At 55.1% G+C, this 19,216-nt stretch carries 20 protein-coding genes; 16 read left to right on the top strand and 4 right to left on the bottom strand.

The genetic code is table 11. The annotated features are described in order from the left end of the window. Positions 1-6: 6 nt before the first annotated feature. The 13 genes from ACR0K9_RS20275 (at position 7) to ACR0K9_RS20215 (ending at position 12,165) form a co-directional block, all read left to right on the top strand. Positions 7-585: a SoxW family protein gene (locus tag ACR0K9_RS20275; RefSeq protein WP_170514344.1), complete on the top strand. Its 579-nt coding sequence runs from the start codon at positions 7-9 to the stop codon at positions 583-585. A gap of 131 nt (positions 586-716) precedes the next feature. Beyond that, positions 717-1,193: a sulfur oxidation c-type cytochrome SoxX gene (gene soxX, locus ACR0K9_RS20270; protein WP_170514348.1), complete on the top strand. Its 477-nt coding sequence runs from the start codon at positions 717-719 to the stop codon at positions 1,191-1,193. 46 nt (positions 1,194-1,239) lie between these two features. Next, complete coding sequence (gene soxY / locus ACR0K9_RS20265) at positions 1,240-1,656, top strand: thiosulfate oxidation carrier protein SoxY (protein WP_170514352.1); 417 nt, start codon at positions 1,240-1,242, stop codon at positions 1,654-1,656. A 34-nt stretch (positions 1,657-1,690) separates the two neighbouring features. After that, the gene (gene soxZ, locus ACR0K9_RS20260; protein WP_170394054.1) at positions 1,691-2,020 is read left to right on the top strand and encodes a thiosulfate oxidation carrier complex protein SoxZ; all 330 of its coding nucleotides are present in this window, start codon (positions 1,691-1,693) and stop codon (positions 2,018-2,020) included. Between the two features lie 70 nt (positions 2,021-2,090). Next, positions 2,091-2,936, top strand: a complete 846-nt coding sequence (gene soxA, locus ACR0K9_RS20255; protein WP_170471064.1) for a sulfur oxidation c-type cytochrome SoxA — start codon at positions 2,091-2,093, stop codon at positions 2,934-2,936. Positions 2,937-3,023: 87 nt separating this feature from the next. After that, positions 3,024-4,721 carry a thiosulfohydrolase SoxB gene (gene soxB, locus ACR0K9_RS20250; protein ID WP_170514355.1) on the top strand — a complete coding sequence of 566 codons (1,698 nt, stop codon included), beginning with the start codon at positions 3,024-3,026 and terminating at the stop codon, positions 4,719-4,721. 24 nt (positions 4,722-4,745) lie between these two features. Further along, positions 4,746-6,008 (top strand): sulfite dehydrogenase, encoded by a 1,263-nt coding sequence (soxC, locus tag ACR0K9_RS20245; protein ID WP_170514358.1) that lies wholly within the window; start codon positions 4,746-4,748, stop codon positions 6,006-6,008. Next, a complete protein-coding gene (locus ACR0K9_RS20240; RefSeq protein WP_170514361.1) occupies positions 5,992-7,317 on the top strand; it encodes a c-type cytochrome in 1,326 nt (441 codons plus the stop codon). Before soxC ends, ACR0K9_RS20240 begins: the two co-directional genes overlap by 17 nt. A 2-nt stretch (positions 7,318-7,319) precedes the next feature. Further along, positions 7,320-8,027, top strand: coding sequence for a c-type cytochrome (locus ACR0K9_RS20235; RefSeq protein ID WP_170514364.1), 708 nt, complete (start codon positions 7,320-7,322; stop codon positions 8,025-8,027). A 24-nt stretch (positions 8,028-8,051) separates the two neighbouring features. Further along, positions 8,052-9,314, top strand: coding sequence for an NAD(P)/FAD-dependent oxidoreductase (locus ACR0K9_RS20230; protein WP_170514367.1), 1,263 nt, complete (start codon positions 8,052-8,054; stop codon positions 9,312-9,314). 80 nt (positions 9,315-9,394) lie between these two features. Beyond that, positions 9,395-9,829, top strand: coding sequence for a DUF302 domain-containing protein (locus ACR0K9_RS20225; RefSeq protein ID WP_170514370.1), 435 nt, complete (start codon positions 9,395-9,397; stop codon positions 9,827-9,829). A gap of 1 nt (position 9,830) precedes the next feature. Further along, on the top strand, positions 9,831-11,054 hold the full coding sequence (gene hemA / locus ACR0K9_RS20220; RefSeq protein ID WP_480825846.1) for a 5-aminolevulinate synthase: 1,224 nt from the start codon (positions 9,831-9,833) through the stop codon (positions 11,052-11,054). Between the two features lie 52 nt (positions 11,055-11,106). Next, positions 11,107-12,165, top strand: a complete 1,059-nt coding sequence (locus tag ACR0K9_RS20215; protein WP_480825844.1) for a YeeE/YedE family protein — start codon at positions 11,107-11,109, stop codon at positions 12,163-12,165. Position 12,166: 1 nt separating this feature from the next. Here ACR0K9_RS20215 and ACR0K9_RS20210 read toward each other — a convergent pair whose 3' ends face one another. The 3 genes from ACR0K9_RS20210 to ACR0K9_RS20200 all read right to left on the bottom strand — a co-directional run bounded on the left by ACR0K9_RS20210 (position 12,167) and on the right by ACR0K9_RS20200 (position 14,842). Then, on the bottom strand, positions 12,167-13,108 hold the full coding sequence (locus ACR0K9_RS20210; protein ID WP_480825852.1) for an MBL fold metallo-hydrolase: 942 nt from the start codon (positions 13,106-13,108) through the stop codon (positions 12,167-12,169). A 2-nt stretch (positions 13,109-13,110) separates the two neighbouring features. Continuing rightward, positions 13,111-13,908 (bottom strand): MBL fold metallo-hydrolase, encoded by a 798-nt coding sequence (locus tag ACR0K9_RS20205; protein ID WP_480825842.1) that lies wholly within the window; start codon positions 13,906-13,908, stop codon positions 13,111-13,113. A gap of 259 nt (positions 13,909-14,167) precedes the next feature. Next, on the bottom strand, positions 14,168-14,842 hold the full coding sequence (locus tag ACR0K9_RS20200; RefSeq protein WP_480825840.1) for a TetR/AcrR family transcriptional regulator: 675 nt from the start codon (positions 14,840-14,842) through the stop codon (positions 14,168-14,170). Between the two features lie 145 nt (positions 14,843-14,987). Here ACR0K9_RS20200 and ACR0K9_RS20195 point away from each other — a divergent pair, with 145 nt between their 5' ends. The 3 genes from ACR0K9_RS20195 (at position 14,988) to ACR0K9_RS20185 (ending at position 18,612) form a co-directional block, all read left to right on the top strand. Beyond that, entirely contained in the window at positions 14,988-15,872 is an 885-nt protein-coding gene (locus tag ACR0K9_RS20195) for a shikimate dehydrogenase (protein WP_480825838.1), read from the top strand. A gap of 171 nt (positions 15,873-16,043) precedes the next feature. Beyond that, entirely contained in the window at positions 16,044-17,417 is a 1,374-nt protein-coding gene (locus ACR0K9_RS20190; protein WP_480825836.1) for an aminotransferase class III-fold pyridoxal phosphate-dependent enzyme, read from the top strand. 10 nt (positions 17,418-17,427) lie between these two features. After that, positions 17,428-18,612, top strand: coding sequence for a M24 family metallopeptidase (locus tag ACR0K9_RS20185; protein ID WP_480825834.1), 1,185 nt, complete (start codon positions 17,428-17,430; stop codon positions 18,610-18,612). Positions 18,613-18,817: 205 nt separating this feature from the next. Here ACR0K9_RS20185 and ACR0K9_RS20180 read toward each other — a convergent pair whose 3' ends face one another. Next, positions 18,818-19,132, bottom strand: coding sequence for a hypothetical protein (locus tag ACR0K9_RS20180; RefSeq protein WP_480825832.1), 315 nt, complete (start codon positions 19,130-19,132; stop codon positions 18,818-18,820). Between the last annotated feature and the right edge of the window lie 84 nt (positions 19,133-19,216).

Raw genomic sequence — 19,216 nt, 5'->3', positions numbered from 1 at the left:
GAAGACATGAAACGAGTTTTGTCAGTATTGATCGCGTGTCTGATCGGCGGGGCAGTTTCCGCTGCTGAACTGGGCGACGACGGTTTGCATAAAACACCTTGGATGCGCGACACGTTCAAGGACCTCCGCGAGGATCTTGAAGAGGCCTCGAGCGAGGACAAACGGCTGGTGTTATTCATTGAACAGCAGGGCTGTATCTATTGCAAAAAGATGCATGAAGAGGTGTTCCCCCAGCCTGATCTGGCGGCATTTATCGAAGAAAACTTCTTTGTCGTCCAACTGGATTTGCATGGCAGTACCACGGCCACTGACTTTGACGGGGAAGAAAACGAGCAAAGAGCGCTGATGCGCAAATGGGGGATTCTGTTTACCCCAACGCTTGTTTTTCTGCCGGAAGAGGTGCCCGAGGACGCCTCAGCCATCGATGCCGCGGTTGCTGTAATGCCGGGGGCGTTCTCTAAAGGAACAACCTTGGATCTGTTCACCTGGGTCGATGAAAAACGGTATGAACTTGATAATGGTGAAGATTTTCAACGATATCATGCCCGTCGCATTCAGGAGCGAAACAATGTTTCTCAAGATTAAGCGTTACCGTTATAAATAAAAAAATTCACCATAATGAATTTAATGTTGCGACAAGCGGTACTCGTCGACTACGGTACACAAAGGCTTTGGGTCGCAAGGCGCCGTCGGCGCGTTAGCAAATGGGAGGGATCATGAAGCTGAGACTCTTAACATTGGTCTGCGCAATGACAGGCGTTGCCGCATTTGCGGCAGATACAGATCCGAAAGACGTAACCTATGACGACTATGGTGCGATCGAGGTTTCTCTGTCCGGCACTGCTGGTGATGCGGCTAATGGCGCACTCATCGTTGGCGACAAGTCAAAAGGCAACTGCGTCGCGTGCCACGCGGTCACGGTTTTGGCAGACATCCCGTTCCACGGTGAAGTCGGCCCGATGCTGGATGGTGCCGGTGATCGTTGGACCGAAGCAGAGCTTCGAGGGTTGGTCGCAAACGCAAAGATGACATTTGAAGGCACGGTGATGCCAGCTTTCTACAAGGATGACGGCTATATCCGCCCGGGCGACGCCTATACCGGCAAAGCCCCAACCGCGCCTTTGACGTCGATCCTTACAGCACAGGAAATCGAGGACGTGGTCGCGTTTCTCGCGACCCTGAAAGAAGAATAGATGCGCTTCCAGGCGCGGGTTTTCGAAGAATCAAAGGAGATTGAAAATGGAACTCTCTCGCCGCGAGACACTGGCCCTTGGGCTGGGCGCCGCGTTCCTGACAATTATGCCGCTTCGGGCAAATGCAGCTGCTGAAGATGCCATCGCGGCATTTACAGGCGGGGCAGATATGGCTGATGGCGGTGTTACGTTGACTGCACCGGAAATCGCAGAAAACGGAAATACTGTACCTATCGAAGTGAGTGCTCCGGGTGCCGCTGCAATTCTGATCGTGGCTGCAGGCAACCCCGAACCGGGCGTCGCGACATTCAATTTCGGTCCATTGGCGGCTGAACAAGCCGCATCAACCCGCATCCGTCTTGCCGGAACGCAGGACGTCGTTGCCGTGGCGAAGATGGCAGATGGCAGCTTTGCCAAAGCGTCCGCGACCGTAAAAGTGACAATCGGCGGCTGCGGCGGCTGATCGCCACGCGCCCTGAAGAACAGGAGATTAACCAATGGCATCCGGTGTAAAACCCCGCGTCAAGGTTCCAAAGACAGCCGCTGCTGGTGAAACCATAACGATCAAGACACTGATCAGCCACAAGATGGAAAGCGGCCAGCGTAAAGACAAAGAAGGCAACGTCATCCCGCGCTCGATCATCAACCGTTTCACCTGCGAGTTTAATGGAGAAATGGTAGTTGATGTGACGATGGAGCCGGCGATTTCGACAAACCCGTACTTCCAGTTCGAAGCAACTGTGCCCGAGGCCGGTGAGTTTGTCTTCACTTGGTACGACGACGACGGCTCTGTCTACGATGAGAAGAAAACGATCGAGATCGCCTGACGGCTCGACGACTAAGGCAGATCAGCGCCGGTCCGAGGAATTGGCGCTGATCCACCAAGGGAGGAACGCAATGAATACCAAGGCAATTACGGCGATCGCGGCAATTCTGGTTTTCCCGGCTGCAGCGATGGCTGGACCGGACGAAGACAATCTCACGATCAATGATGAACTGGACATGACCTCGGTCACTGAAGCTCCGGCGCATCTGGAAAACCTGGACACGATCTATTCGGGTTGGCATTTCCGCACGGACGAAACGCAAGCGCTTCAAATAGATGACTTCGACAATCCTGCAATGATCTTCGTCGATCAGGCCGCCGATCTTTTCGAGACCGTTGATGGTGCCGCTGGCGAGAGCTGTGCCTCATGCCACGATGGGGTGGAAAGCTTCAAGGGATTGCAAGCGTCCATGCCGAAGGTGGATGCTGAAACCGGCAAGCTGGTCGTCATGGAAGATCTGATCAACAAGTGTCGTACGGACCGCATGGAAGCGGATGCCTGGAAATGGTCCGGGGGCGATATGCAAGGCATGGTCGCTTTGATCGGTCTGCAATCACGTGGGTTGCCTATGAACGTCGCGATTGATGGCGATGCCGCCCCGTACTGGGAGCAGGGCAAGGAGATGTATTATACCCGCTATGGTCAGTTGGAGTTGAGCTGCGCCAATTGTCATGAAGACAACTGGGGCAACATGATCCGTGCCGACCACCTGAGCCAGGGTATGATCAACGGGTTCCCGACATATCGTCTGAAACAGGCCAAGCTGATCTCGCGTCACAATCGTTTCCGCGGCTGTATTCGCGATACGCGGGCGGAAACATTTGCCGAAGGATCGGACGAGTTTCGTGCGCTTGAGCTCTATGTGGCCTCACGTGGCAACGGGCTTTCAGTCGAAACTCCTGCAGTACGCCAATAAGGAACGAGCCGCGCGGGCATTGTCCTGCGCGGGTTTTTCATGCATATAACATTCACACATTTATATGTGTTACAGGAAGGCTGATAGATGATTTCTCGACGTGACTTCTTGCAGGTTTCAATGGCAGCCTCGGCTCTCTACGGGGCATCCGGGTTTGGCAAATGGGCCAAGCTTGCCGCTCAGCAAAGCCTAACGCAGGATCAATTGCTGGAGTTCGAGACCTTCGGCAATATCAGCTTGATCCATGTCACCGACATCCACGCGCAACTCAAGCCGATCTATTTCCGCGAACCTGAGATAAACCTTGGTATTGGCGATGCGCGAGGTCAGATGCCGCATGTCACAGGGGCGGCTTTCCGCAAGGCCTACGGGATCGAAGATGGAAGCCCGTCGGCCTATGCCCTGACCTACAATGATTTCTCTTCGCTGGCCAAGACCTACGGTCGGGTTGGTGGATTGGACCGGGTCTCAACTGTCATCAACGCCATTCGTGCTGACCGTCCTGATGCCCTGCTTCTGGATGGTGGCGATACCTGGCATGGCTCTTACACCTGTTACCAGACAGCGGGTCAGGACATGGTCAATGTCATGAACGCTCTGAATCCCGATGCTATGACCTTCCATTGGGAGTTCACGTTGGGCAGCGACAGGGTTAACGAAATCGTCGAAGGTTTGCCCTTTGCGGCCTTAGGTCAAAACATCTTTGATGCCGAGTGGGACGAACCTGCGGAATTGTTCCAGCCTTATAAGTTCTTTGATCGGGGCGGCGCAAAGGTTGCTGTTATCGGGCAAGCGTTTCCTTACATGCCAATCGCGAACCCAGGCTGGATGTTCCCAGAATATTCGTTCGGTATCCGGGATGAAAACATGCAGGCCATGGTCGACGAGGTTCGCGATGCCGGCGCTGATGTCGTTGTCGTCCTCAGCCACAACGGCTTTGACGTGGACAAGAAGATGGCAGGTCGGGTGCAAGGGATCGACGTGATCCTTAGCGGCCACACTCATGACGCGCTGCCGGAGCCGGTTCTGGTCGGAAAAACGCATATCATCGCGTCTGGTTCGAACGGAAAGTTCGTCAGCCGCGTCGATCTCGACGTGAGGGACGGGCAGATGATGGGGCTGCAGCACAAGCTGATCCCGATCTTCTCTGACGTCATCGCTCCTGATCCTAAGTTCACCGCTCTGATAGATGGTCAGCGCGCGCCGTACGAGGCTGCGCTGAGTGAGGTGATTGGCAAAACGGATTCGTTGCTCTACCGCCGCGGCAACTTTAACGGCACCTGGGATGACCTGATTTGCGATGCCCTGATCAATGAGCGTGAGGCAGACATCGCGATGTCGCCTGGCGTCCGTTGGGGACCCTCAATCCTGCCGGGACAAGATATCACGCGCGAGGACATCTGGAACGTCACATCGATGTCGTATCCCAATGCCTATCGCACAGAAATGACAGGCGAATTCATCCATGTGATCCTCGAGGATGTCGGCGACAACCTGTTCAACCCCGACCCTTATTACCAGCAAGGCGGCGATATGGTCCGCGTCGGTGGGCTTGGCTACCGCATCGATGTGACCAAACCACAAGGGCAACGGATCAGCGAAATGACTCTGCTCAAAACCGGTGAAGCGATTGATCCGTCGAAAACCTACGTCGTGGCTGGTTGGGCCAGTGTCAACGAAGGCACTGAGGGTCCGCCGATCTGGGATGTCGTCGAAAACCACATTCGCAACCTTGGCACCGTCACGGTGCAAGAGAACACCAGTGTCGATGTTGTCGGCGCTTAAGAAACAGATGGAGACCTAAGAGATATGGATGACGCGTTCAAACCGTCCCGCCGGGCCTTCCTGAAAGGCAGTGCTGCGGTCGCCGCAGGGTCCGTTGCGGGTGCGGCAGCGGCAGACACGCCCGACCCACTGATAACAGAGCTTCAGGATTGGGCGTCTTACACGGGTGCCGGTGTTGATGAGTCACCTTATGGCATGCCGATCAGTTTTGAATCCCATGTTGTGCGCCGCAATGTGGAATGGCTGACCGCCTCTCCGATTTCGTCGATCAACTTCACGCCGATCCACGCGCTTGATGGCACGATCACTCCGCAAGGTTGCGCATTTGAGCGCCATCACTCGGGCGCGATCGAGTTGCGCAAAGAGGACTATCGCCTGATGATCAACGGGCTGGTCGATCGCCCGCTTGTGTTTACTTATGAAGACATTGAGCGGTTCCCGCGCGAAAACCATGTGTATTTCTGCGAATGTGCGGCAAATACCGGTATGGAGTGGGCGGGTGCGCAACTCAACGGCGTCCAATTTACGCACGGCATGATTCACAACATGGAATACACCGGTGTTCCGCTGCGTACGCTGTTGCAGGAAGCAGGCGCCGATATCTCACCCGACAAATGGGTCTATGTTGAGGGCGCAGATGCGTCATCCAATGGCCGCTCCATCCCGATGGAAAAAGCACTGGATGACGTGTTGGTGGCTTTCAAGGCAAATGGTGAAGCACTGCGCATGGAACATGGTTACCCCGTGCGACTGGTTGTTCCCGGGTGGGAAGGCAACATGTGGGTCAAGTGGCTGCGCCGGATCGAAGTCGTCGATATGGCGGTCGAAAGCCGCGAAGAAACATCAAAATACACTGATGTTTACGCCGATGGCACGGCCCAGAAATGGACGTGGGTCATGGATGCTAAGTCCGTCATTACTTCACCCAGCCCTCAAATGCCCATCAAACATGGACCGGGACCTTTGGTCATTTCCGGACTTGCCTGGTCAGGCCACGGGCAAATTACGCGGGTCGATGTGTCCAAGGACGGTGGGATCACCTGGGAGACTGCGCGTCTTGGCAAGCAGGGCGACAGCAAGGCTTTGACGCGCTTCTATCTCGATACGAACTGGGACGGAGCTCCAATGCTTTTGCAGGCCCGGGCGATAGACGAGACTGGCTATGTGCAGCCGACCAAAGACCAACTGCGCGAAAAGCGCGGAGAGAACTCGGTCTACCACAACAACTGTATCCAGACTTGGTACGTGAGCGCAGAAGGGATCGCTGAGAATGTCGAAGTCTCTTAGTCATGTTTTCCTGCCCGTATTTGGTGGCACAGCCTTGGTGCTTGCGGCAGCGTTGGTATTTGCCAATCGGAACTACGGCCAGTCGAAGATAGACAGTTTGGAAACCCGGATAGGTCAGGTTGAGGCGCATGCAGCCGCAGCCCAAGAAAATGCGCAAGCGGAGGCCAGCCGAGCAGCTGAACTCGAGACTAAAGTCGAAGAAATCCAAGCGGCCGCCGCGGAACGGGTTGCAAATGGTGCGAACCTAACTGCACCGGCGCCCAGTCGCGACGGTACTATTGGGCTTGGACGTCCTGCATTGGAGGAAGAGATCGCTGCCTGGGACGTTGACATCTTGCCCGACGGGCGTGGCTTGCCGGTTGGATCAGGCGATGTCTGGACTGGAGAAGAAGTGTTTGTCGACCGGTGTGCGTCCTGTCACGGCGAGTTTGCCGAAGGCGCCGACAATTGGCCTGTTCTGGCCGGTGGATTCGACACGCTTGCCGACGAAGATCCTGTAAAAACCGTTGGGTCCTATTGGCCGCATTTGTCCACCGCCTGGGATTACATTTCTCGGTCGATGCCGTTTGGTGAAGCGGGCACGCTGACAGCGGACGAGACATACGCAATCGTCGCCTATATCCTTTATTCCAATGACCTGGTGGATGACGATTTCGTTCTCAGCAATGAAAACTTCGCCGAATTCGAGATGCACAACAAGGATGGGTTTGTCGTCGATACGCGACCTGAGACTGAGTACGCAGAATGGCAAAAAGAGCCCTGTATGGAGAATTGCAAAACAGAAGCCTCTGTTACTATGCGCTCTGTATTTCTGGTTGAGACGCCACCAGAAGGCGGTTCGAATTCGGTCATGAACGAAGCCAGCGCGGACGAGTTGCCGACGTTTACGGTGGAAGGACCCTCGTTCATTCCGGCCGCAGCGCCAAAGCCTGAGGAAGAAGCCGCCGCAACACCGGCTGTTCAGGAAACCGACGAGGCTGATCAGACTACGGAACTGTTCGCAGCCGGTGAGAAGGTCTTCAAGAAATGTAAAGCCTGCCATCAGGTTGGTGACGGTGCAAAGGACAGTACGGGTCCGGCGCTGAACGGGGTTATAGGGGCCAACGCAGGGTCGGTTGAAGGGTTCAAATACTCCAAAGCTATGAAAACGGCTGCCGAGGCTGGTCTTGTTTGGACCGAAGAAGAAATGGCGGCCTTCCTGGCAAAACCCAAGGACTACATGAAGGGTACACGCATGTCCTTTGCTGGGCTCAAGAAACCAGACGATATTGAAGCCGTGATCGTTTACCTCAAGTCGTTCGGAAGCTGATCATGCGCTGGTCGAACATTTTGAAGTGCGCAGCGGCCTTAGTTGCTGTTGCCCCATCGACCCACGCCACCGAAGGCCTCGGCGACGCCGAAGCTGGTAAAAAAGTGTTCGCCAAATGCAAAGGCTGTCATCAGGTTGGAGATGGAGCCAAAAACAAAATCGGGCCGCATTTGAATGGTGTCTTTGGGCGCAAGGCTGCTGGTCTGGATGGTTTCAATTACTCAAAGAGCCTAGAGCGTGCGGGCAACTCGGGTCTGGAATGGCACGCTGATACTCTGTCCGCCTACATCGAAAACCCACGCGCATTTGCGTCAGGCACGCGGATGAGTTTTCCCGGTTTGAAAGACCCGGAAGACCGAGCCAACGTGATCGCCTATTTGCGGGCATTTTCGGATAATCCTCAGGACATCCCAGAAGCGGACCCAACGGCGAAAGGCACGGATCATTCGGTCGATCCCGCGATCCTGGCGATACAAGGAGATCCTGAGTACGGCGCATATCTCAGCAGCGAATGCACAACGTGTCACCAGATCGAAGGGGGCGATGAGGGCATTCCTTCGATTGTGTACTGGCCTGACGAAGACTTCGTGGTCGCCATGCACGCTTACAAGGACAAACAGCGGCCACATCCGGTCATGCAAATGATCGCTGGACGGCTGAGCAATGACGAGATCGCGGCATTGGCCGCCTACTTCAATAATCCAGAATGAAAGTGCCCAAGGGGAGGAAACGCGATGACACTCAATAGACGAGTATTTCTTGGAGCCGCCGGGGTAGTGGCCGCCGGGCTATCCGCTCCGATGGTGCTGGCTCAAGGCAAGCCCAGTGTAGTGGTTGTTGGTGGCGGTGCAGGCGGTGCAACTGCCGCGCGGTACATTGCAAAGGACAGTAAAGGTGAGATTGACGTGACGCTGATTGAGCCGTCTCGGACCTACTACACCTGTTTCTTCTCAAACCTTTATTTGGGAGGTTTTCAGGAGCTATCGGACATCGCCCACAGCTACGGCACGCTTGCCGCGAACTACGGTATCAACGTCGTGCATGATTGGGCCACTGGGGTCGACCGCGACGCAAAGACGGTGTCCTTGGCAGGTGGTGGGTCAGTTCCTTATGACAAACTGATCCTCAGCCCGGGTATCGACTTTGTTGATGGCGCGGTCGAGGGCTGGGATCTGTCGGCCCAGAATAAGATGCCGCATGCTTACAAAGCTGGTTCTCAGACAGAGCTCTTGAAAGCGCAAATCATGGCAATGCCTGAAGGTGGCACCTTCGCGATGGTCGCTCCTCCTAACCCCTTCCGTTGCCCGCCTGGGCCATATGAGCGGATTTCGATGGTTGCGCATGTTTTGAAGAAGAATAATCCGACAGCAAAGATCATTGTGGCCGACCCGAAGCCAAAATTCTCAAAAATGGCGTTGTTCCAAGAAGGCTGGGGAAACCACTACGAAGGTATGGTCGACTGGATCGGCGAAGATTTCGGCGGCGGCAATGTATCTGTGAATCCGGATGCAATGACGGTGACTATCGACGGTGAAGAGACAAAGGTCGATGTCTGCAATGTAATCCCAGCGATGAAAGCCGGCCGCATTGCGGAAATGGCGGGAGTAACTGACGGCAACTGGGCACCAGTAAACGCTGCGGACATGTCCTCCAAAGCCGATCCGGACATATATGTTCTTGGTGATGCCAGCCAGCAGGGCGACATGCCGAAATCCGGGTTTTCGGCAAACAGTCAGGCGAAAGTATGCGCGAACGCCGTACGAGGTGCGTTGACCGGGTCTAAAGTATTCCCGGCCAAGTTCTCGAACACATGCTGGTCGCTGATCGATACCGATGATGGCGTTAAGGTTGGCGCGACTTATGAGGCGACGCCTGAAAAGATCGCGAAAGTCGACGGATTTATCAGCCAGACCGGTGAAGATGCCGATTTGAGAAAAGCAACTTACGAAGAGTCACTGGGTTGGTACGCCGGTATCACGTCAGACATGTTCGGTTGAGGCATTCGGGGGCTTTGACCGGTGTCAAAGACTCCGATGATCAATCTGAGAAAATGCGGTTCAGGAGGAGGACTAAAACCATGAAACACTTTATTGCCGTAGCCGCGTTTTCCACTGTTCTGGCGAGCCAAGGGCTGGCAGAAGAGATCATCACTATACCCTTCGACGGCAGTTTTGATGATGCAACATTCGCAGTCGAGTCCGCGATTGTGGGACAGGGACTGGTCATCGACTATGTAAGCCACGTCGGCGACATGTTGAATCGAACAGGCGCTGATGTCGGCAGCGACAAACAGATATTTGCAGCCGCAGACATCTTCATCTTCTGCTCGGCAAAAATCTCGCGTGAAGTGATGGAAGCAGACCCGATGAATATTGGCTTCTGCCCCTATGGGGTTTTTGTAGCCGAAGACGACGACGGCGTGATGGTTGGATACCGAAGCTATCCTGATGGACCAATGCAAAAGGTTCAGACCCTGTTGTCCGGGATCGTAGAAGAAGCCGTTGGGAACTGAAATGAACTATCAGCATTTTTTCCGAGATCAGTTGGAGCAGCTGCGCGAAGAGGGAAACTACAGGGTCTTTGCCGAACTTGAACGGCAGTGCGGAGCTTTCCCATCGGCGCGCAGTTATTCAGATGGAAATCCTGAAAAAGTCACGGTCTGGTGCTCCAACGACTATCTCGGAATGGGTCAGCATCCCAAGGTGCTCGCAGCCATGCACCAGGCGATTGATAAATCCGGGGCAGGTGCCGGCGGTACTCGGAATATCTCGGGGACAACCCACGAGCATGTATTGCTGGAGCAAGAGCTTGCAGACCTGCACGGCAAAGATGCGGCCTTGCTGTTTACGTCAGGCTATGTGTCAAACTGGGCCGCGCTGGGTACTTTGGCGTCCCGCATTCCCGGCATCACCGTTCTGTCTGATGAATTGAACCATGCCTCAATGATCGAGGGTATTCGCCACAGTCGCTGTCAAAAGCGGATCTGGAAACACAACGACCTCGCGGACCTTGAAAAGCACCTTGCTGAACTGCCCGCCAATGCACCTAAGCTTGTAGCGTTCGAAAGCGTCTATTCCATGGATGGCGACATCGCACCAATTGCCGAGATCTGCGATCTGGCGGATCGCTATGGTGCGATGACCTATTTGGATGAGGTTCACGCCGTGGGGCTTTACGGACCACGCGGCGGAGGCATAGCTGAGCGCGAAGGCCTGATGGATCGGCTAACCGTCATCGAGGGGACGTTGGGCAAAGCATTCGGTGTAGTTGGCGGATACATCGCCGCGTCGACAGAGCTTGTCGATTTTGTCCGATCCTTTGCCAGTGGGTTTATCTTTACCACTGCATTGCCTCCTGCCGTGGCCGCAGGAGCTGCCGCTTCGGTTCGGCACCTGAAGCAAAGCAATTCGGAACGACATTTGCACCAGCAGCGCGTGCGCGAGGTTCGGGACAGGCTGGACGATTTGGGCATTCCGCATACACCAAACCCAAGTCACATCATTCCGGTCATGGTCGGCGATCCGGTCAAGTGTCGCTTCATCTCTGACGTGCTGATGCGTGACTATGGGATTTACATCCAGCCGATCAACTATCCAACCGTCCCCAAGGGAACGGAACGTCTGCGGATTACGCCTTCCCCTGTGCATTCTACAGAAGACGTGGATCGACTGGTATCTGCCTTGGGTGAGTTATGGACGCAATGCCAACTGGCGCGCAGGCCAATGGCCGCACAATGACAGCTTGACCGAAGACAAGGACGCACACGCAACGAAGTGAGAGTTTCTGTTCATGGAGAGGCTCATCGATCTGTTTGGGGACCCGGGCGCATTGGCATTTGTCGGCGTGCTTGTAGGTATCTTGTTCGGCGTAACGGCGCAGAAGTCTCATTTTTGTTTGCGGGCATCGACCATCGAAGTTGCCGAAGGCGAGCTTGGTCCCCGCCTGGCGGTTTGGCTGATCGCCTTCGCTGCGGCGCTCACCTTAGTACAGGCGCTTGTCTCGTTTGAGTTTTTAGACCTTTCCGAGACACGCGCGATCGCGTCGAGGGGCAGCCTTAGCGGCGCAATAATTGGCGGGGCGATGTTCGGCGTTGGCATGGTTTTGGCGCGTGGGTGTGCATCTCGCCTGTTGGTATTGGCATCCTGTGGTAATCTGCGCGCCCTGATTACAGGATTGGTTTTAACCTTAGTGGCTCAGGCTGCTTACACGGGCGTTCTTAGTCCTGTCCGAGAATTGCTTTCCGTGATCTGGACTGTCTCAGGAGGCGCCTCGAGAGACCTTTCAGAAATACTTGGATTTTCGCCAGTGGCTTACACAGCCGTTGCAGCGTTGGGATTGGTGTCGGCAATTGCCTTTGCATTTCACCGGAGGGTCGCGCCTGTCAGGATCGTAACAGCCGCAGGCGTTGGTGTGGCTGTGGCGCTTGGCTGGTTGATGACATATGCGATCGCGCAAGCATCTTTTGACGTAGTGCCCGTGTCGTCAATCACATTTACCGGACCGGCCACGGATACACTAATGGCGTTGGTTGCTGAGAGGAACGTCGTTTTGTCTTTCGGTATCGGCCTTGTTCCCGGCGTAGCAATCGGTGCCGCGGGCTCAGCCCTAGCTACAGGGGAGTGGAAGATCGAACGGTTTGGCCCGGATACTCCGATGGAGCGCTACCTTGTTGGAGCTGTCCTCATGGGGTTTGGAGCCATGCTGGCCGGAGGTTGCGCTGTAGGTGCAGGGCTTTCGGGAGGGTCCGCCCTGTCATTGACGGCGTGGCTTGCCGTTTTCTTCATGTGGGTCGGAGCGATCAGCGCGCATAGGTTATTGAGGCGAATACCTATTCCTCAAACGTCCTGAGTCATTCGAATTCCATTTGCTCAAATACGCGCCCGGCATTTTTTGTCGCCAGTTCCTCAAACGTGTCCAAATGCGCATATGGTGACTGATTGACATAGTAAGCCTCTGCCAGATCGCCGCCGGCATCCATGTGCTCTTGGATCTTGCCGCGCAGATAACGCAGGTAGTCGCGTGTGTAACGGCGCACCTGATCCATGTTCGTCGGATGACCATGTCCGGGGATGACGTATGTGGCTCCCAAAGCTTCGAACTCGTTGTCCCACGTTTCAAGCCAATCAGCTGTATAAGTCTCTTGGAAGATCGGTAGCATTCGCTCGTGAAACGCCATGTCACCCGCGATGACAAGGCTTTGGTTCGGCAGCCAAATCGAGATATCGCCCGGACTATGGGCCGGCCCGAGATATTTGGCCTCAATCCGGAAATCACCCATTTCAACAACGTATTCATCCTCGAATGTCTCGGTTGGGCCCGCCAAAAAAGTTCTTTCTGCCTTGTCCTGATTGTACCGTTGCATCCCTTCAAGGATCTGAGGGCCGTATTCCTCGAATTCAGCCGCAGCATCCGAATGGGCGATAATTGGAACGCCGAGCTCTGACCAGTAGGCGTTGCCAAGCATCGCGTGCCCCTGGCCATTCTCGTTGAAGACAAGCTTAACCGGCTGATCCGTGATCGCCTGAATTTCCTGGTGCAGCGCTTCGGCAAGTACATAAGCCGCGCCGCCGTTTATTACGACCACGCCATCTCCGGTAACTATGAAGCTAAGGTTATTGTTGTGACCAGAGTTTTCGTAGGTCGGCGGGGCGGTTGCGCCAATGGCGGAATAGACCCCGGGGATGTACTCGACCGGTTTGGAATAAAGAACACTTTGCGGGTATTGGTCTGCAATATCCTCGCTTGCCCAAGCTGGTGTGGCCAGGGCCAAGATAATCGCCAGCGATCGCATCATTATGGTTCTCCAATGAACTTATAAGCAGAGCCAGTCTTCGCGACCCGGCCGATCCCACCATTTGGCAAGTGGAAACCAATTATTTTCATTTGCTCGTGGGAAATCTGATCCAGCAGTGAGTTCCGAGCTGCTGCGGCCGCCTGTGGATCCTGATCCGTGCCGCTGTGCCAGTCGGGGCGTTCAAAAGCTACGTGTGGATTTCCCAACGCGTCGCCGACAATCATCACGGACTCACTGCCGCTGCGAATTTCAAACGCCATGTGACCGGGCGTGTGTCCAAAGCTTGCGCGCGCGGCAATACCGGGAAGGATCTCTTGCCCGTCGTCAAACAACGCAACCTGATCCTCAATTTCTTCCATACGCCGTTTCGCGCCTACTGCGAACGCAGCGCGATCTTCTCCAATTGTATCCACCGTTAAGGGGTTCCACCAATAATCCCACTCATTACGGCCAAAGTGATGCGTGGCGTTGGGGAACAGAAGGTCGTCGAAATCATCCAAAACGCCCCAAATGTGATCCGGGTGTGCATGGGTGAAGATTACGTGCGAGATGTCTTCGGGCGACAGGTCGGTTGTTTCAAGAGTCTCCAGAAGCTTACCAGAAGTGGGCATGAAATCTGGCCCAGAACCAACGTCGAAGAGCACCGTGTTCTCATCATCTTGATAGAGCGCAACATTGCACTCTGGCTCGTACTTGGTCGCGTCCACCTTGTAGTTGTCTAAAAGCTGCCTGAGTTCTTCCTTCGGCATGGCGCCGAAGACCATTTCCGGAGGCAATGACAGGTACCCGTCTGACATGGTTGTTATGCGAGCCGAAGAACCGAGTGGTAACTCTGCCCAAGCGGTTTTGGACTTTACACCAAGTGCCGCGAGACACGTGGCGTTGTGCAAGAAAGCACGTCGAGAAAATACATCTCCACCCATTCACAATCAATAAAATGAATTCTTTAATTTGTAAATGAAGAAAGATAGGCAGTGGGTGTAAATTTGCTTTCGAAAGGGTCTTAGCGTGTCTTAGTATTTTGATGCCATCGGCTTTCAGGTTTCTGATGGCTATTCATTTTGGATCTTCTTCTATGCGTTGAACGAAACCAGCAATCATCTGCACTACATGATTGCGAAGAGTATCTTGTGCATCGGACGCAAAGATTGCGTCACCATAGAGCTCTGCAAAAGTTGCCCGGTTCGATACGTTGAAAGCGCTTAGTGCCGAGATTTGCCAGTGCAGCTCGGTTGCATCAAGATCCTGCCGGAAGAGGCCCATAGCTTGACCACGGGTGATGATATCCGCCAAGTTCCGGATCGCGGGGCCGTTCATCTCGCGAATGATGGACGACGTTTTCAAATAAGCGGCATTGTGGATGTTTTCGATCATCACTAAGCGAATAAAATCGGGATTTCGCCGGTGATGATCGAAAGAAAAGGCAACTAGGCGGGCGAGTGCTTCTTTGGGCGACAGCCCATCTAGGCTCAACGCGCTTTCACCTTCGCGCACATCCGCATAGGCCTTTTCAAGGCAGGCTTTGTACAAACCTTCCTTGTCGCCAAAATAGTAATAGATCATTCGTTTCGAGGTCTTGGTGCGGGCCGTAATTTCTTCAATTCGGGAACCGAACAAGCCTTTTTGGGCAAACTCCTTCGTGGCGACGCGTAGGATGTTGCGGCGTACTCCATCAGGGTCACGTTTGCCTTTAGCTGATTGTTTTTCAACATCTTTTGGCAAACCTATCATCCTCGCCCTTAATGCTCTCTTGGGTTACTTTACGACCACATAGTTTTAACTGTCCAGTACAAAGCTGTTGACAGGTGCGCGCACAAAAGAGATCGTACAGAGAATTTGTACCAAACGGTACATAGATGTATGTGGAGGAGTGGCTATGACAGTCAACCGCACTTTGGCGAGCGGTCACATTGTAGCAGCGCCTGTGCAAGTTGGCCTGATCGGCCATGGCATCTATTCGTCCCGAACACCACGCATGCACATCGAAGAAGGAGCGGCGCACGGGCTGGACTTCCGCTATTCACTTGTTGACACCTCGGAATCATCGGACACCATCGACACGTTGCTTGACCGGGCCGAGGCGGAGGGTTTTCGGGGTGTGAACGTCACCCATCCGTTCAAACAAGCCGCGCTGCCTTTTCTGGATGTCCTGTCGGACACGGCGCAGGCCGTTGGCGCTGTGAACACTGTTGTTTTTGAAAATGGCCGCCGCATGGGACACAACACGGATTTCTGGGGGTTTTCCCTAGCTTTCCAGGAGACTCTGTCAGACACAGACCACAAGGACGTGTTGTTGCTTGGCGCTGGTGGCGCGGGAGGGGCGGTTGCCCACGCCCTGCTGAAAAACAATGTCGAGACGCTTTGGATATACGACGTGAATATAGATGCGGCCCATGCTCTGGCTGCGAATATTGGCGAAGGCCGGGCGCGGGTTGCCAACACAGCGGAACAGGCGCTTGCGGTAGCGCAAGGTGCCGTGAACGCCAGCCCCATGGGCATGGTATCCCACCCGGGCACGCCTTTTGACCTGAATGCCCTGTGCACCGATCACTGGGTGGCAGATGTCGTCTATTTCCCGCTGGATACCGACCTGTTAACCGGCGCTCGTGCGCGTGGCTGCCGGACCATGTCCGGCGCGGGCATGGCCGTGTTCCAGGCGGTGTGCGCGTTCGAGCTGTTCACCGGCATCAAACCCGATCCGACACGGATGAAGGCAACCTTTTACGCTTTATCGTCACCACGCTGTAATTTTCATTGCTGAAGCCAGTACCAATATGCATCTATTGGGGCGCCCAGACAATAAAGGCATAGCGCGCTGCTGTCGGGGTGAGCTGAGCCCGTCTGCTTAGGTTGAACTCATTCAGTTTAATGCGTGCACTCAGCTCTTTTCATGACAACCGGCGGCGCGCCGCCCGAACCTGAAGGGCACTCGATGCTTCACAACGATCAACTTGAACACTGGGATCGCGAAAACTTCTTCCACCCATCAACGCATCTGGCCGAGTTTGCGCGAGGAAACGTCCCCCATCGTGTCATCACTGGCGGTACGGGTTGCCATATCGAAGACCGTGACGGAAACCGCCTGCTGGATGCTTTTGCCGGTCTTTACTGTGTGAATGTGGGCTATGGCCGCCCCGAGATCGCCGAAGCCATCGCAAATCAGGCGCGTGAGCTGGCCTATTATCATTCCTATGTCGGGCACGGGACCGAGGCGTCGATCACCCTGTCCAAGATGATCCTCGACCGGGCGCCGGGCCATATGTCGAAGGTCTATTTCGGTCTGTCCGGATCGGATGCAAATGAGACCAACATCAAGCTGATCTGGTACTACAACAACATCCTTGGCCGGCCAAAGAAAAAGAAGATCATCTCGCGCTGGCGGGGATATCACGGGTCCGGGCTGATGACGGGATCGCTGACTGGGCTTGAGCTGTTTCACAACCAGTTTGATCTGCCCCTGACGCAAGTGATCCACACCGAGGCCCCCGATTATTTCCGCCGCCCTGACCCGACCCAAAGCGAGTCCGCATTCGTGGCCCATTGCGTGGCTGAACTTGAAACGCTGATCGAACGCGAAGGGGCCGACACCATCGCCGCATTTATCGGCGAACCGGTGCTGGGCACAGGGGGGATCGTGCCACCCCCTACTGGCTATTGGGACGCGATCCAGGTGGTGCTTGAGAAACATGACATTCTGCTGGTTGCAGACGAAGTTGTCACCGGATTTGGTCGCTTGGGGACGATGTTCGGGTCGGAGCATTATGGCCTTCGCCCGGACCTGATCACCATTGCCAAGGGCCTGACGTCAGCTTATGCGCCGCTGTCGGGGACCATTGTCTCGGACAAAATGTGGAAGGTTCTGGAACAGGGGACGGATGAAAATGGTCCCATTGGTCACGGCTGGACTTACTCGGCTCACCCCATCGGCGCAGCTGCAGGGGTCGCGAACCTAATGCTTATTGACGATCTGGATCTGGTCACGAATGCAGGTTCGGTCGGAGCCTATCTGAAAGCGGCCCTGCAGGACGCGCTGGGACAGCACGCCCATGTCGGCGAAGTGCGCGGCGAGGGGATGCTCTGCGCGGTCGAGTTCGTGGCCGACAAGGACAGTCGCAGCTTCTTTGATGCCCATGACAAAATTGGTCTGCAGGTCGCGGCCCAACTGCTGGAACAAGACAACATCATCGCCCGTGCCATGCCGCAAGGCGATATCTTGGGATTTGCCCCGCCGTTCTGCCTGACAAAAGAGGAAGCAGATCAGATCGTGGCCGCCACCGCGTGGGCTGTTCACGCGGTATTGGGCTAAGGAGACATCAATGACACACAGCAACGCACCCTTCACCCAAGCAGAATACGACCGCCGAATCGCCCTTACCCGCTCTGCAATGGCGAAGGCTGGACTGGACGTGATCTTTGTCACCGACCCGTCGAACCAAGCCTGGCTGACTGGCTACGACGGCTGGTCCTTCTATGTTCATCAGGGCGTGATCCTGACCATGGAGGGCGAGCCGATTTGGTGGGGACGCTACATGGACATGATGGGCGGGCGCCGAACCTGTTGGATGGATCACAAAAACATCCTTGGCTATGGCGATCAGTTCGTTCAGTCGACGGTGATGCATCCGATGCAGGACCTCGCCGCGCATCTCAAGGCACGCGGGCTCAGCAAGGTCCGTATCGGCGTCGAGATGGAGAATTACTATTACTCTGCCAAGGCCCATGCGGTTCTGACCGAAGAAATGCCTGAGGCCACGCTTGTGGACGCGACGGCCTTGACCAACTGGCAACGGCAGGTCAAATCAAAAGACGAAATCGCCTTTATTCGCAAGGCGGCAAGTATTTCCGACAAGGTGATCCAGACCGCGATTGACCGCGCAGCACCGGGCGTGCGCAAGAACGATCTTGTAGCCGATATCATGCATGCAGGCATCACCGGGGTCGGCGACGATTGGGGGGATTACCCGGCTATCGTCCCTCTGACCCCGTCGGGCCTGGATGCCACCGCCGCTCACCTGACATGGAACGGCGAACCGATGCGCGAAGGCGAAGCGACCTTTTTCGAACTGTCGGGCTGTTATCGCCGCTATCACGCGCCACTCTGCCGGACTATATTCCTTGGCCAGCCCTCGGACGAGATGTTGCGCGCGGAACAAGCCCAATTGGATGGCATCGACGCCGGGTTGAACGCGGCGCGTGCGGGCAATCGCACCTGTGACATCGCCAATGCCTTCATGGATGTCCTTGCCAAACACGGGATCGAACGGTCGGGCCGCATGGGCTATCCCGTCGGTCTCAGCTATCCGCCGGATTGGGGGGAACGTACCGCCTCAATCCGGACCGAGGATGAAACGATTCTTGAACCCGGAATGGTCTTCCACTTTATGCCCGCGCTCTGGATGGACAACTGGGGGCTTGAGACAACCGAGACCATTTTGATCCGCGAAAACGGCGCGGCCGAGCCAATGTGCCGTGTCGATCGCAAGCTTTTTGTGAAAGGCTAACTTATACTGGACGAGGCCAAGCGTATCCTGAAAGACCTGATCGCCTTCCCGACGGTCTCGGCGGACAGCAATTTAGAGATGATCGGCTATATGGTGGAACACCTTGATGCCTGCAAAGCGATAGCTTCAATGAACGCCAGAACTTACGACAGATCCATTGCTGGTGCGCTTTGACGCGGTTCGCTAGTATGGAGTTTTCTTACTCCTACGATTGGTTCTTTGCGGCTTGGATCATCTTCCTGAGACGCTCTTTCATGCGTCTGTCGCCTTCAGGTGTGCCATCATGCCACGTCCCCATCCACTTATCGAACGGCAGGGCGCCGTCGGCATAATTCACTTCGAAATACTTGTGGTGCAGGTAATGCGCGTAGGCGTGGGTATTCATCGCCGCGTCGTCACCAAGCTCGATCTTGTCAAACCCGATATGCCCGATCACCGCCCCCGTGCCGCTGATCTGGAGATGGTAAAGGATCAAGAGCGGGTGGGATGGAAAAATCAGATGGATGAGTGTTCCTGTCACTGTACCCTAATTAATCAGAATCTTGCTTGAAATTGTCCTGCAAAATCAATTGTGGTTTGTGCTCTCAATTTTCATATTGTACCG

This window comes from Ruegeria sp. L12 (assembly GCF_056531745.1).
Note: the sequence above shows the minus strand (reverse complement) of the source record. Positions and strands in the feature narration are given on the sequence as shown.